Annotated in this window: 15 protein-coding genes and 1 tRNA gene; 4 read left to right on the forward strand and 12 right to left on the reverse strand. The window is 61.9% G+C overall.

Annotated features, from left to right (window positions below; translation table 11 throughout):
* Positions 1–6: 6 nt before the first annotated feature.
* On the reverse strand, positions 7–1,329 hold the full coding sequence (locus AC5Y3Z_RS18860; RefSeq protein ID WP_463828954.1) for an MFS transporter: 1,323 nt from the start codon (positions 1,327–1,329) through the stop codon (positions 7–9).
* A gap of 67 nt (positions 1,330–1,396) precedes the next feature.
* On the opposite strand from AC5Y3Z_RS18860, the gene cmrA reads away from it, so the two are divergent.
* Positions 1,397–2,203 carry a mycolate reductase gene (cmrA, locus tag AC5Y3Z_RS18865; protein WP_463828956.1) on the forward strand — a complete coding sequence of 269 codons (807 nt, stop codon included), beginning with the start codon at positions 1,397–1,399 and terminating at the stop codon, positions 2,201–2,203.
* Between the two features lie 5 nt (positions 2,204–2,208).
* On the opposite strand, the gene AC5Y3Z_RS18870 is transcribed toward cmrA, so the two are convergent.
* Complete coding sequence (locus AC5Y3Z_RS18870; protein WP_463828957.1) at positions 2,209–3,765, reverse strand: helicase HerA-like domain-containing protein; 1,557 nt, start codon at positions 3,763–3,765, stop codon at positions 2,209–2,211.
* 109 nt (positions 3,766–3,874) lie between these two features.
* Here AC5Y3Z_RS18870 and orn point away from each other — a divergent pair, with 109 nt between their 5' ends.
* The 3 genes from orn (at position 3,875) to AC5Y3Z_RS18885 (ending at position 5,014) form a co-directional block, all read left to right on the forward strand.
* Entirely contained in the window at positions 3,875–4,522 is a 648-nt protein-coding gene (gene orn, locus AC5Y3Z_RS18875; RefSeq protein ID WP_463828958.1) for an oligoribonuclease, read from the forward strand.
* Positions 4,523–4,570: 48 nt separating this feature from the next.
* A tRNA-His gene (locus AC5Y3Z_RS18880) sits at positions 4,571–4,646 on the forward strand.
* A gap of 173 nt (positions 4,647–4,819) precedes the next feature.
* A complete protein-coding gene (locus AC5Y3Z_RS18885) occupies positions 4,820–5,014 on the forward strand; it encodes a hypothetical protein (protein WP_473140098.1) in 195 nt (64 codons plus the stop codon).
* 374 nt (positions 5,015–5,388) lie between these two features.
* Here the strand turns inward: AC5Y3Z_RS18885 and AC5Y3Z_RS18890 are convergent, their stop codons facing one another.
* The 10 genes from AC5Y3Z_RS18890 to AC5Y3Z_RS18935 all read right to left on the reverse strand — a co-directional run bounded on the left by AC5Y3Z_RS18890 (position 5,389) and on the right by AC5Y3Z_RS18935 (position 13,503).
* Positions 5,389–5,697, reverse strand: coding sequence for a hypothetical protein (locus AC5Y3Z_RS18890; RefSeq protein WP_463829047.1), 309 nt, complete (start codon positions 5,695–5,697; stop codon positions 5,389–5,391).
* Complete coding sequence (locus AC5Y3Z_RS18895; RefSeq protein WP_463829048.1) at positions 5,697–6,527, reverse strand: phage major capsid protein; 831 nt, start codon at positions 6,525–6,527, stop codon at positions 5,697–5,699. The genes AC5Y3Z_RS18890 and AC5Y3Z_RS18895 overlap by 1 nt, the downstream gene beginning before the upstream one ends.
* A gap of 101 nt (positions 6,528–6,628) precedes the next feature.
* The gene (locus AC5Y3Z_RS18900; RefSeq protein ID WP_463829049.1) at positions 6,629–6,976 is read right to left on the reverse strand and encodes a hypothetical protein; all 348 of its coding nucleotides are present in this window, start codon (positions 6,974–6,976) and stop codon (positions 6,629–6,631) included.
* A complete protein-coding gene (locus AC5Y3Z_RS18905; protein ID WP_463829050.1) occupies positions 6,973–7,554 on the reverse strand; it encodes a putative phage head morphogenesis protein in 582 nt (193 codons plus the stop codon). The genes AC5Y3Z_RS18900 and AC5Y3Z_RS18905 overlap by 4 nt, the downstream gene beginning before the upstream one ends.
* A complete protein-coding gene (locus tag AC5Y3Z_RS18910) occupies positions 7,547–8,851 on the reverse strand; it encodes a phage portal protein (protein WP_463829051.1) in 1,305 nt (434 codons plus the stop codon). Before AC5Y3Z_RS18910 ends, AC5Y3Z_RS18905 begins: the two co-directional genes overlap by 8 nt.
* Positions 8,848–10,308 carry a terminase large subunit domain-containing protein gene (locus tag AC5Y3Z_RS18915; protein ID WP_463829052.1) on the reverse strand — a complete coding sequence of 487 codons (1,461 nt, stop codon included), beginning with the start codon at positions 10,306–10,308 and terminating at the stop codon, positions 8,848–8,850. The genes AC5Y3Z_RS18910 and AC5Y3Z_RS18915 overlap by 4 nt, the downstream gene beginning before the upstream one ends.
* 912 nt (positions 10,309–11,220) lie before the next feature.
* Complete coding sequence (locus tag AC5Y3Z_RS18920) at positions 11,221–11,481, reverse strand: hypothetical protein (protein WP_463829053.1); 261 nt, start codon at positions 11,479–11,481, stop codon at positions 11,221–11,223.
* Positions 11,482–12,023: 542 nt separating this feature from the next.
* Entirely contained in the window at positions 12,024–12,266 is a 243-nt protein-coding gene (locus AC5Y3Z_RS18925; protein WP_463829054.1) for a hypothetical protein, read from the reverse strand.
* Positions 12,267–12,395: 129 nt separating this feature from the next.
* The gene (locus tag AC5Y3Z_RS18930) at positions 12,396–12,608 is read right to left on the reverse strand and encodes a hypothetical protein (RefSeq protein ID WP_473140096.1); all 213 of its coding nucleotides are present in this window, start codon (positions 12,606–12,608) and stop codon (positions 12,396–12,398) included.
* 76 nt (positions 12,609–12,684) lie between these two features.
* A complete protein-coding gene (locus AC5Y3Z_RS18935) occupies positions 12,685–13,503 on the reverse strand; it encodes a hypothetical protein (protein ID WP_463829056.1) in 819 nt (272 codons plus the stop codon).
* Positions 13,504–13,548 lie beyond the last annotated feature (45 nt).

The following is a 13,548-nucleotide window of genomic DNA, read 5'->3' on the forward strand; positions in this document are numbered from 1 at the left end:
TCGCCGTCAGTTCGTTCGCGGCACCCGCACGAACAGCATCGCCAGCAGTCCGGTCAGCAGCACCACGAAGATGCCGCCCAATCCGGCGCGTGGGGCGTCGAACACGTCGACGAAAACCGAGAACAGCCACGGCGCCACGAACGACATCGCTCGACCGCTCATCGTGTAGAGACCGAAGGCCACACCCTCTTTGCCCTGTTTCGCCAGGCGCAGCAGCAGTGCGCGCGCTGAGGACTGCGACGGCCCGATGAACAGACACAGTGACAAACCACACACCCAGAATGTCAGCGGGCCGGACAGGACCATCATGGCCAGGCCGGCGGCGAGGATCGCGGTCAGAGAAGCGATGATGACCGGCTTCGATCCGACCCGATGATCGACGAATCCGCCGACCACGGCGCCGACTGCAGCCACCACGCACGCGGCCATACCGAAGATCAGCACGTCTTCGCGCGGGACGCCGTACACCCCGACGCCCAGCACGGGACCGAACGTGAATATCGCAGCCAGGCCATCTCGGAAGAGCGCGCTGGCCACCAGGAAGTACACGACATTGCGGTCGCGGCGCCACTCGGAGGTGATGTCGGCCCACAGCTTGCGGTAGGTACCCAGCAGGGTGGTCGACGGGTTCGTGTTCGCCCCTGCGTCCGGGAGGCGGTGTGCGACGAGCAGCAGCGGCAGCGCAAAGATCGCAAACCAGGCCGCGGCCATCAGCATTGCCACGCGGACGTACACGCCGTCGGCGGTGGGCAGGTGCAGCAAACCACGATGGTCACCGTCGCCGGACACGAAGCCCACGTAGACCAAACCCAGGAGCACCACGGTGCCGACGTATCCCGCCGCATAGCCGAAACCCGATATCCGGCCGGCCGTCAACGGCGTCGACAGCTGCCGCAGCATCGCGTTGTACGGGATGCTGGCCAGGTCACCACATGCCGCGGTCGCCGCCAGCAATGCCAGGCCGGCGAAAAAGAAGCCCGGCTGATCGCGGATCAGCGCCATCGAACAGGTCAGCACCACCGCCAGGCCGGTCAGCAGAGCCAGGGCCACCCGCCGTCGGTGCGGCGACTCCACCCACCCCCCGATCAGCGGCGCCAGTACCGCAATCGTCACCCCGGCCGCGGCTCCGGCACGCCCCAGCCAGCTCACCGGCGTGGCGCCCAGTGGCGTGCCCACTCCGACGCTGTTGGTCAGGTAGACGGAGAACACGAACGTCGGCGTGATGGCGCTCAAGCCGGTCTGACCGCAGTCCCACAACGCCCACGCCGCCACCCCCGATCGCGGGGCTTTCTTCCGATCCCCGGCGCGCGTGTCCTCCGGGTCATCCATGCAGCGCACTCTAGAGCCAACCCGCTGCGCCCGGCTACGCCGGACAGCTCCTGACTACGATTGCTTCATGCCGATACCTGCCCCAAGTCCAGACGCGCGCGCCGTAGTCACCGGAGCGTCGCAGAACATCGGCGAGGCGCTGGCCACCGAACTGGCCGCGCGCGGGCACAGTCTGATCATCACCGCACGACGGGAGGAGTTGCTGACCGCCCTCGCCGCCCGACTGGTGGACAAGTACCGCGTTGCCGTCGACGTGCGCCCGGCCGACCTCGCCGACCCGACCGAGCGCGCAAAGCTGTGCGACGAGCTGGCCGCGCGGCCGATCTCAATCCTGTGCGCCAACGCGGGCACCGCAACGTTCGGTCCGGTCGCGTCGTTGGATCCGGCTGGCGAAAAGGCCCAGGTGCAGTTGAATGCCGTTGCGGTGCATGATCTTACGCTGGCGGTGCTGCCGGGCATGATCGAGCGCAAGGCGGGCGGAATCTTGATTTCCGGTTCGGCGGCGGGGAATTCGCCGATCCCCTACAACGCCACCTACGCCGCAACCAAGGCGTTCGCCAACACCTTCAGCGAATCGCTGCGCGGTGAACTGCGCAACTCCGGTGTGCACGTCACGCTGCTGGCCCCGGGCCCGGTACGCACCGACCTGCCCGCTGAAGAGGAGGCCTCGCTGGTCGAGAAGCTGGTGCCGGACTTCCTGTGGATCTCGACCGAACACACCGCGCAGCTATCCCTGGATGCGTTGGAGCGCAACAAGATGCGAGTGGTCCCGGGGTTGACCTCGAAGGCGATGTCGGTGGCCAGCGGCTATGCCCCCCGCGCCATTGTCGCGCCGATCGTCGGGGCGTTCTACAAGAAGCTCGGCGGCGGCTAACCACGTCACTTACGTCGCCGTCCGGTCCCGAAAATCCCCTTGACCGCTTCGCGGATCGCGGTGTTGATGCCGCTTTTCACCGTCGGGTTCTTCAGCACTTCCTCCCACATCGCCGGACCCTTCGGCTCGGCCGGTGCGGGCATGGGCGGAATCTCGGAATCGTTGGGGGACAACGGCGGATAGTCCGGTGCGGGAGTTGGTGTGGCCGGCGGGCCGGCCGCAGGCTCCGACTCCGGCTCGGTCTGGCCGTACTTGGCCTGTAACGAGCTCTTCTCTGCCGCTTCAGTGACCGCTTCGGTGCCGATCGCTCCCATCAGCGACCTCGGCACCCGCATGCGGGTCCAGGCCACGGGTGTGGGGGCGCCTTTTTCGGACAGCACGGTGACCACGGCCTCGCCGATACCCAACGACGTCAGCGCCGATTCCAAGTCGTAGACATCGGTTTTCGGGTAGGTGCGCACGGTCTTGCTGAGCGCCTTCTGATCATCGGGGGTGAATGCCCGCAGCGCGTGCTGGATGCGCGCGCCCAGTTGCGAGAGCACATCGTTGGGCAGGTCCGTCGGCAACTGTGTGCAGAAGAACACGCCCACGCCCTTGGACCGGATCAGCTTGACGGTCTGCTCGACCTGTTCGAGAAACGCTTTCGACGCGTCGGCGAACAACAGGTGGGCTTCGTCGAAGAAGAAGACCAGCTTGGGCTTGTCGACGTCTCCGACTTCGTCGAGCTGCGTGAAAAGATCGGCCAGCAGCCACATCAGGAAAGTGGAGAAGATGACCGGGCGCAACGACTGGCCGCTGAACTCAAGCAGGCTGATCACACCGTGACCGTCGTTGACCCGCAACAGATCTTTGGGGTCCAGCTTCGGTTCGCCGAAGAACGTGTCGCCACCCTCGCCGGCCAGGTTAACCAGCGCCCGCAGGATCACGCCCGCCGTCGTCGACGACACCCCGCCCAGCGATTTCAGGTCGGCCTTGCCCTCCTCACTGGTCAAATGGCTGATGACGTTGCGCAGACTGTTCAACGTGATCAGCGGACGGTTGTTCTCTTTGGCCCAGTGGAAGATCAGTCCGAGCGTCGACTCCTGAGTAGCGTTGAGCCCCAGCACTTTTGACAAGAGAACGGGACCGAAGCTGGCGACGGTCGCGCGTACCGGTACCCCGATTCCCCCGGTGCCGAGCGAGAGAAACTCCACCGGGAACCCCGTCGGCTCCCAATTGTCACCGGTGTCCTTGGCGCGCGCGGCGGTCTTGTCGTTGCCCGCTCCGGGCCGGGACAGCCCGGACAGGTCGCCTTTCACATCCGCCATGAACACCGGCACCCCGGCGGCGCTGAGCTGTTCGGCGATCAGCTGCAGGGTCTTGGTCTTGCCGGTGCCGGTTGCCCCGGCCACCAAGCCGTGCCGGTTGATGGTGGCCAGCGGGATGCGAATCTGAGCAGTCGGATCCGCCTGCCCGTCGATGACGACGGTGCCCAGTTCCAGTGCCTGACCCTCGACGGCGTAGCCCGCTGAGATTCGCTTGGCGGGTCCGTCGGCTCCATCCGCAGGAGATTCGGTGCTCATGGTTTTCCCCAGAGTTTGCTCGTCCAATTCGGCAGGGATCAGCCTACTGGGCCGGGTCCGGCCAGGGTCAGGGCGAACTACGTCGCCAGCTGGGCTTAATGTGAGCGCTGTGCGCGACGAATTGGTCTGGATCGACTGCGAGATGACCGGGCTCGATCTGGGCTCGGACAAGTTGATCGAGATTGCCGCCCTGGTCACCGATTCTGAACTCAACATTCTCGGTGACGGGATCGACGTGGTGATCCACGCCGAGGACGCGGCGTTGTCCTCGATGATCGAGATCGTCGCCGATATGCATGCGCGATCCGGGCTCACCAACGAGGTCAAAGCCTCCACCGTCGACATCGCCACCGCCGAGGCGATGGTGCTCGACTACATCCATGAGCACGTCAAACAGCCCAAGACCGCACCGTTGGCCGGCAACTCGATCGCCACCGACCGGTCGTTCCTCGCCCGCGACATGCCCGCCCTGGACTCGTTTCTGCACTACCGGATGATCGACGTCAGCTCGATCAAGGAGCTCTGCCGGCGCTGGTATCCGCGCATCTACTTCGGGCAGCCGCCCAAGGGTTTGGCGCACCGTGCGCTGGCCGACATCCACGAGTCGATCCGGGAACTGCAGTACTACCGGCGGACCGCCTTCGTGCCGCTGCCCGGCCCGTCTACCAGCGAAATCGCGGCCGTGGTCGCTGATATCCAGGGCAACACGGATGGATCGGAAACAAACGATTCGGCCGAGGAGCGTCCGAGCGGTTAATATCGACGTCGCTGCCCGTGCCCCGCTGCAGGGACGGGGGTGGCCATGGTGGGTGTAGTTCAGTTGGTAGAGCGTCAGGTTGTGATCCTGAATGTCGCGGGTTCGAGTCCCGTCACTCACCCCACAGGTCAGAGGTGGTATTTAGCCCCTCTGACCTTTTTCTTTCGATAGAGGCCGCAACGCTATTGCAACGCTATGTCCGCTGAATCGACCACCGCCAGACCTCCCCGGCGAGCGCGCAAGTAGCCTCTGACGGGTTCGCATAGACCGACCTAAAACGAGAGGCCACTAGTCACAATGCCGCGCTATACCTACGGAGCAATTGACAAGAAAGCCAAAACCGTTGTCGAGGCCGACACCTACCGAATCGACAGCGGATATGTGACATTCCTGCGCGATGACAAGCCGTTCCTGAGTGTTCCGTTCTCTAAAGCGCCCATCGTGGCCGAGCTGGACGCAGACGGTGAACTACCCGTCTCATTCATTCCGTGACGCGGGTCAATCTCTCTGTGCCCCTTGGTAATAGCGCACAATCACGTTGTTGACAGAGGCACCAAACGAGCCGACACTAGCGGCATGGAACTCGCAGCACTCGCATACCTAGCCGATAACCTAGATCCCTCTATGTCGTGGATACCCCGCGCCATTTTGGACGGCAGGCAACCCACCGATCGGGACGTGCGGGCATTCATTGACTGCTTGGATTTGGCCGGGTGGGAGCAGGAGCTAGAAAACACCTAACCCCCGTGAATTACCACGGGGGTTAGGCGGGTGATCCCCGAACTAGGTGGGGGTCAATTTATCAGGGTGTCCCCGGTCGAACCGGGTGCTTCCCCGGCCCTGACAGCCGGGAAACTCAATTGTGCTCAGCGGGCGTTCATCCGGTAGCGGTCCAAAACCTGTCTCTCACCAATCGTCCAGCCTTGGAAGTTGTTGCCGTACTCGACGGCCAACGGACCCATAGATTCACGTTCAACATTCAGCGGATTCGCCAGCAACCGAAGAACGGCCGTCTGAATCACCGACTCAATATCGTCGGCTATACCGGTATCGGTGAAACCGACCCCACGGGTGTAACTTTTGGCCCGCGACGTGACTACCGCGATTGCCGCGCTGGCTTGGTCAGCGTCGAACGCCGAACCGGATAGCGCAGTCAGCGTTTCGGCGGTGACCATTACGCAGCGTCATACAAGCGGACCACACCGGCAGGGTTGGGGAAGCCGAACGAGATGCGGGCCGTCGCACGAACCTGCACGGCATCGTAGGAGAACGCCGAATCGAACGAACGCGTCACGGTGGTGCCGGTGCGCTGCACGATCAACACCTGTGAGGCGTCCACGCCCCACGCGTTCCCAGACGGGATGTCGGTCGATACCAACACCTGCACACCGGCCAGGGCGGTTCCGTCGCTCACAGCGTCAAACAGGCCCATGTTCGAGCCGCTCTGCTGCTTGGCCTTACTCAGCGTGAGGGCAACGTCAGGTGCTAGCAGGAAATGGGTCAGGGTCGCGCCATCGGCCAGGGCTGCGGCCTTCGCGTCGTGGAACGGGTCCAGCGACGTCAAGGTCACGGTGCCGGTGTCCACCACGTTGATTCCCGACAGGGACAACAGACCACTCGGCCCGTTGGTGGTGGTGTTGGCGAAGAACGCGGCGTCGATCTTCTTTGCAATCGAGCGTGCCAGGGTGCGGCCCACCTGATCGGCTGCGGCCGGGTTGCTGTCTTCGGCGGCCTCGGTGGAAATCTGAGTCAAACCCTTCACGGCCTTCGGCGTCACCACCAGCTCGGCGGTAGTCGGGTCGGCCAGCGTGATTTGGGTGTTTTCCGCATACCAGCCGACAGCCGGGTCAGCGGTCAACAGAGGGAACCGGATGCTTTCGTTAGCCGTGGAGACCAGCGTTCCGGACTGGAAAGCAATTGACTTCTCAGCGATTACGGTGTCAATCAGTTGGCCGTACGCTTCGGGTGTCCACGCTGCGGCGAGATTAGAGTTAAGAACTGCCATTGTTGAAATGCCTTTAAGTGACGTGCTTTTGGGGGACGCTCAACGCCACCGGGGCGGAGCAGCCAACGCCACCGGGACGTTATCTAGCTGTTCTTATTGTATCAACGGAACAGGCCTGAAAAGTCTGTTGGCACAGAGCTTTCCGCACGGACACCCTGCCCCACATCACCGTTGGGTTTGCGGGCCAAATGGGGTTTACGGTCAATCAATTCGGTGATCGCCGCCGGTATGTCGTCCAAATGTTCATCGGCGTAGGCAAGGTCAGTGGAGTCCGCTAGACGGCCGTCGATCTTCACCAGGGCGTCGTGCAGCCGGTGGCGTAAATCGTCGGCACCCTTGGCGCGTTCGCGGTACCCGGCCGACTCCCGGCGTAGTTCTTCCACATACTCGCGGGTGAACGTCTCGGTCTCGTCGGTGGTTTCGGTGTCTTGTTCAATCGGTTCGGTCATGATTTCTTCTTCCGTGTCTTCACTGGTTTCGGTGATTGAGGGATGGTGACGATTCGTTGCACGCACCGGCAGTTGAAATGCCGGGGCATCGGGTGCGCTGGTGGGTAGACGCGGCCGTTGCGCCACCAGCGGCGACAGATCGGGCAGGCGTCGGCGTCCAACTGCCGTACCCAACCGAGATAGCCGCCGCGTACCCGTTTCTTCCCGGCCATCGTCTGCTGTGCCCCGCTTTGGGCGGTGTGCAAAATTTCGGCAACCGCCAACCGTTCCGCCCGTGCTAAAGGGTCGGGGTCGGACAGGATGGTTTTCGCCGCCTGCATAAGCCGCCCGCTGTCGTCAACAGGTAACAGTCCTTTAGCCGGGGACGCCCGGCCGGTGAGGTTTTCAAGTTGGCGGGTAGTGAACGCCTCGGCCAACGCGAGGGCTTGTGCGTTGCCTCTCTGGACGATTGAGGCCAGGTTGGCTGCACGGGTAGCCCTGGTGACGTTTCGCCGGTTAGCGGCCAATCTAGCGGCTTTTGCGGTGCGGTCCGCGAGCTTCTCTAGCTGCAATTGGTAGGCGTCGGCGAAATCAGGCATCGGTGTCTATTTCAATGCCGATGCCGTCCAGCATGTCGGCGCGGCGGGCAACACGGATCTGTTGGATTTCGTCATCGGAGTAGCCCAGCTTCGCCAGGGCGTAGGATACGGGCAGGATTTTGGCCTGCACGAGTTTCACAACGGCGTCGGCTTCTTGGGCGACACTGCGGGTCGCCGCATCCGCCCACTGCACCCGCATCGGCAACCTGGTGGTGTCGGTGGATGTTGCGACCGCCAGCAACAGACGTGCGACCTGTTCCCACGAGCGTCCGAACAACAGTTGCTTGGATTCTGCACGCGCGGTCAGGGATGCCTCGGAAGCCCGCAGCGCGTCGGCCGATGTGGGTTGCGAAGTCAGAACGCCGAGATAATGTGAGGGCAGGGCGGAGACCGCTTGAATCTGCGAAATGAGCACCCGCACAGCCGTTTCAAAACCGGACAGTTGGCCTTCGCTGAAACTGCCGAATTTCGTTTCGGGATTCTCCGCAATCGCCCACGAGGTTGCCGACTCGTCAAACGGTGTCACGGTGTCCACCAAGACCTCACCGTCCACCACAACCGGGGTACCGTTTTCATCCAGAACGGGTTTCTCCACCAGCTCGACACCGGTCACCCAGCGCCTACCGAAACCCGCTGCGTGCGAAGCGATCACCATATCCAAGGTGACCTTCACCAGGGCGTCGGTCAGGTCCCGCAAATCGTCAATCTCGCTGCGGCCGTTATCGAACGGAACCAACGGAACACCACCAAGGGCGTGCTCGATAGTCTCAATCAGCCGGTATCCGCCGATAGCAGAGTTGGGTGTGTCCGCGCGCCAATGCTCCACCCGATCCGGCAGGTAGACATACGCCTCGGTGGTGTGTTTGGTGGAAAACCGTTTCACCCCGGCAATCACCGACCGGTCGGCCGGGTCACGGAGCACCGTGCACTGAAACGGTGACTCCGCCGTTGCCACCGGAACACCGTTGCGGCTCCACACCAACACGAACCCCTCCGAATAGGCCAGGGCGTCCACGTGGACCTGCGCCGCGAGCTGATCCAACTCACTGGCGATGAACAAATCCCACGCGCGGGGATCACTAAAGCCGGTGACCCGCAGCCGTTCGGTCAGGCTGGACACCGCCAGGCTAGGGACATTGATAGACATGCGGCACAACCTGTTGTCCAACGCTTTGCGGGATTCCGCCGACAGGAAAGCTAACGGCTGCCGCCCTTGGGTATAGAGCCACAGGATGCCCCGGTGCCCAAGGTGGGAATCCAAATCGGCAAGTAAATCGTGCAGTAGTTCAGAAGTCATTTCGTGATTACTCGGTGTCGTTTCTTCGGTCGGGAAGCAAGCCAGGATGACCGGGAGTAGGCCATCACCAGGCAGGCGACAAGGTCGATTTTCGGGGCGTTACGGGAGCGGGATTGCTTACCCAACCGCAACCCGCCATCGGATTCGATGACGCTGGCGGCCAATACGTGTGAGCGGAGACGCGTATCACCGGAATGAGTGAACGTCGCGTTCACAATCGCCCCGTGTAGGTCGGTGGTAGCTTTCGTCAACCGGCTAGGGCTGTGCGGGAACTCCACCACCGGGATTTCCTCGCTGGCGAGCACTTGCAGGGTACGGTTCCACCGGAACGGGTCCGCCACTACTTCGCGGACGTTCCATCGGCGGCACGCAGACCTGATTACATCTTCCACCGCGAGCACATCTATGCGGTTGTTGGTGTCGGCCGGGTCAAACACCGCCACCACATCGAAATGCGGACGCTTATCGACGGTGCCGACCAGGATTGCGGTGAAATCCCTTGCGTGACTTCCGTCGACAGCGATCACAACATCGGTACCCTCCGGGACGCCGGCGCACACCGCCAGGGCGTCCCAATCCTCGGCGGAAACGAACGAATCCTCGCCGCCGTACACGAATTGCCCTAGCCGGGACCGGCGGTAGGCCGGTTCTTTCGCGGTCCGCGCGTCCCGCTTGAACACGTCAGTAGCCAGGAACAAACCGTAGGCCGGATTCGCTAACTGGATGCAATGCTCACAGAGCTTGTCGTGGTGCTCATACCCGGCCGCTGAATACTCCCGGTACACCACATACTCGTCTCCGGTCTCTTGAGCTAGAGCACGCCAGTCGAGCAACACCGAATCATCCGGCGAATGCGGAGGGGTACCCACCGCCAGTAGCACCGACTCCGGTCTCTTCCCTTGCGCCAACATAAGCACGTCCACGGTTTCCCTTGGTGTAACACCGATTTCATCCACCGCGCAAAAGCTGAACTGCAAACCCTCAAGGGACGCCGGTTCACTAACCAAACACTCGAAAGACGTCCGGTTACCAGGAACATAGAGCCGTTCCCGGCCGGTCTGACACCGGGCGATCAACTCCGGTGACATCTCCACATAGTCACGGGCCGCGCGGAACAACAGGTTCGCCTGATCCTTGGTGCGGGCACAACAGACAATGTCGCCGCCGATATCGCTGGTGAACATCTTGAACACCGAAATCGCAGCTAGCAGAGACGTTTTCCCATTACCCCGCGCCAACAACCAACATGCCAAGCGCGGTTTAGGGTCAGGGTCCAAGACACTGGATACTAGCGACCGCTGGAAGTCGTAAATCTCCAACGGTTCGCCAGCGTGAAACCCGTTGCGCACCTTGACATATTGCTGGCAGAATTGGGTGAACTGCTCGGAGGGTGACCCTTCCCCGACGAACGGGAGCGGATCGCAACTCACCCGCTTCTTCGGCCCAACGGCTACCACAGCAAATCCTTCAGCAAACTAATTAGTACAGCTCTACACGCGTTAACTATCTATCAGTGCGCATTCGCACGCTCCGTGGGCCTTCGCAGCTCGTAGGGCTAGTCCCCAGGTCAAATGTGTTGTGTAACAACCGATTTGGCGGTTATTGAGCATTTTGAGGTGTTGCGCTGTGTTTGCTGTGACACTGATACGCGTGAGTTGGTCGACAATCCAGCAAACACCATCGTTGCTCTAGCAAACACCCGGGAGTATGCTTAGTCCCATGTCCTTACATCATGTTGTGGTCTACGGCACCGTCGTGCTACCCCTCCTGAAATCCGCGTGGGAGGGGTACCAGGATTACAAGCTCGCACGGAGGGGTGAACTTTCATGACGTACATCACTGATCTTGCCGCCGACCTTCGCAACGCGGGATGGGCGGATGCGGATTGCCGCGTCCGGGATGGGTTGGCTGTGTGCGAGTTTCGGCGTGGCGGTAGTTGCAAGTGGGTGTTGGTGGACACTGCGACGAATCTGGTTGTCGGCGGACGGTATTGATTTACAACGCACCTGGATAGTCGGGTGCGTAGGGTCGGGTGACGTTTGCTCCGCGTGCAGCACCCAGCTTTATGTTGTGCCTGTGGCATACCACTGTGCAATCCTCAAGGCGCACAGCCAGTCCCATGTTTGCCCGGTCATACGCGCGGGGAGAGTGGTCTAGCTCGATGCCACCTTCGCATCCGCCCAGATGGGCGTAAGTGCAAAAGGGTTGAAGCCGGATAGCCTCTTTGCGTAGTCGCCGCCAAGCGGAGCCGTAAGTTTTGTCTCCCTTAGGTCTACGGTACGTTCCATAGCTCGGCCGCTTGGGTGGCTGGCATTGTGTGCAGCGGGTGGCGTCGGTGGGTTCACCGCAGTCAAGGCAGGGGCGTTTTATCATGCCAACACTCGCAGCGGAGGCCACTGTGAATGGAGCCGCATCCGCACCCATTGGCGGACGCCGACTAGTTCTGAGTCGCTGCGCCAATACATTCTGGTAGACGTGTCTACCTTGTCGGTGGTTAGAGCTTCGGCGTATTCGTCGGCCAGCTCGCGGGCCAGGCCGAACGGTCGGGAGTGGAAATCCCAGACCAGCGTTTCACCATCGGGAAGCACCCCGTAGTGCCGGGCCTCGACTAGGTACGCGCCGCCCCGCATTGCGCCGGGGCAGCCTTTAGGTGTGTTCTTCCCGTAACGGGCAGTGGGGCTGAGCATAAGTCGGCAGACCAACGCGGAGTAGAGGCAGCATGAGCGGTGAAGGGGCATCGGTGATGTGGTCTTGTAATAGCCCACGCCGCTGTAGGGGCTTGGCGCCGGGGCATAGGTCGGCTCAGGTCCGTCCCACCAGATCGTCCAGCAGTTGCCCTCCACCCGGCACCCGCACATATGGCAGCGCCGGTTAAGGGTCAGGGCCATGCCGCGAATAATGTCCGGGGATTCGTCAGGGTTGCGGAAGTTCTGCCCGCCGGGATCAGAGTTAGCCATTCCCGGCAACTTGTTCCAGGGGGGAATGTGCCCGTAGGCGCGGGGTAGATCCCGCGTCCAGGGCGGTTCCGGCGGAGGCCAGCGCGTTGCGGTCAGAGTCATGCCGCTGATTTGCCCTGTGCGGGGCGAAAACCGTTGGCGCATAGATTGTATGCCGCGAAGAGGAAACGTGGCCCAGCGTGGACGTGAGAGGCCAAATCGGCTGCACGTTGCATTTAGCCACTGTCCCGCTGCCGGGCTTTTATCTGGTCTGCCTCAGCCTGCACCCTCGGGCTGTGCGCGGCAGCGTTAAACAACCTTGCTAGGTACGCGGTGGCCTCGGGGGTGAACGCCAGGACGTAGCGGCCGTACTGCGCATCGTCGAATTGCAGCGACACCACATCGCCTTCACTGCGATTGGGATGGTAGGACAGGACGAGATTGGTGGGCTGCAAGAGCTGCGGCTCAGTTGTGGTCATTGATCCAGTCCCTTTGCGTTGCAGCCCATTCCGCTTCGCGGCACCGCAGGCAGTAGCCGCCCCACGGGAGGTAGGAACCGCAGTTCCGGCAACACCAGTCGACACCCTCGACATATCTCGATGGTGTTGTCACGCCGCGTCCGTCAGTTCCAGCAGGCGCGCCAAGATCAACCGTCGGCCCAACTCCGCGTCCATCTGCCGCCAAAACTTTGCAGCGGCCATCGCAGTCTGAGTTGACAGTTCCCACCGTTCAGCGGGGATACCGGAATCGTTCGCCACGGTGAGAACCTGCAACGCCTGCTCGGCGGGGTCGTCTTCCAGAAACGCCAACAGCAATCTCAACGCCAGAACCTCGGTGTGCTTCACGAACCGTCTGCGGCGCTCAGCCAACGCCGGATCGGTGTTAAAGCGGGGCTCGTCAGAATGGAGGGTCTGCACTAACCATGGTCCTTTCGCGGCAGTTGGGGCAAATCTCGGTAAGCTTGACGTTGGGTGCGGCGAATGTCAGGAATTCGCCGCAGCGGCAACGCATCCCCGGCGTCCCTTTATCGTCGTATTGCTGCCCACATTGGGTGCAGCCATCTTCGGGGCGGCACGGCGCGCCGCAGTTGGCGCACTTGGAGTGTCGGCGCGGATTCTCCGACGATTCAACTTTCGGTTCTCCAAGTCGTGCGATTGGATCAGCAGGTGTTGCATCTGCAACACCTGCAAGGTCGCGGTCACGTTCACGCTTGCGGCGCTGCCGGTCCGCGGCCTTCTCTCGGCGCGTTTCGGCCGCGGACCCCTTAACCACCTGCGCTTCCTTCGCGGCGGCATTTGTGGCACTAAGGGTCTCCCCGGCCTTCGCATACCTATCGGCCCTGCCCTGCAAACACTCATGAGTGGTTTGTGCAGTGGTGTACTCCACCCGGAAACGGTCCCCACGAACTTCGGAAATCAGTCCGACGTCCAACATGGCGTCGATATCGGATTCCAAAGGATCACGCACCCGAAGCAACGCGTCAGCCACGGAGAATTCCCCGTCGATATAATCGCTACCGGTTGTCGCGTTCAACCTTTGGCAGTGGGCCTGCAACGAGATGTACGCAAACCGTTGCCCACGTTCCAGCCGGTAGACGCGCTCATCGGAGAACAACGCCAACGGTTTGATATCCAACTCAATGTTGGCGGTGTTAATGGTCCCGCTTGTCAAATCAGCAATAACCCCTTCGACCTGCTCTACCAGCAATTTTAGCATTGCGTTGAGAGAATCCGGTGCGGGCACAACATTTCCGGATGTTGT

Source organism: Mycobacterium sp. NGS61 (genome assembly GCF_059812325.1).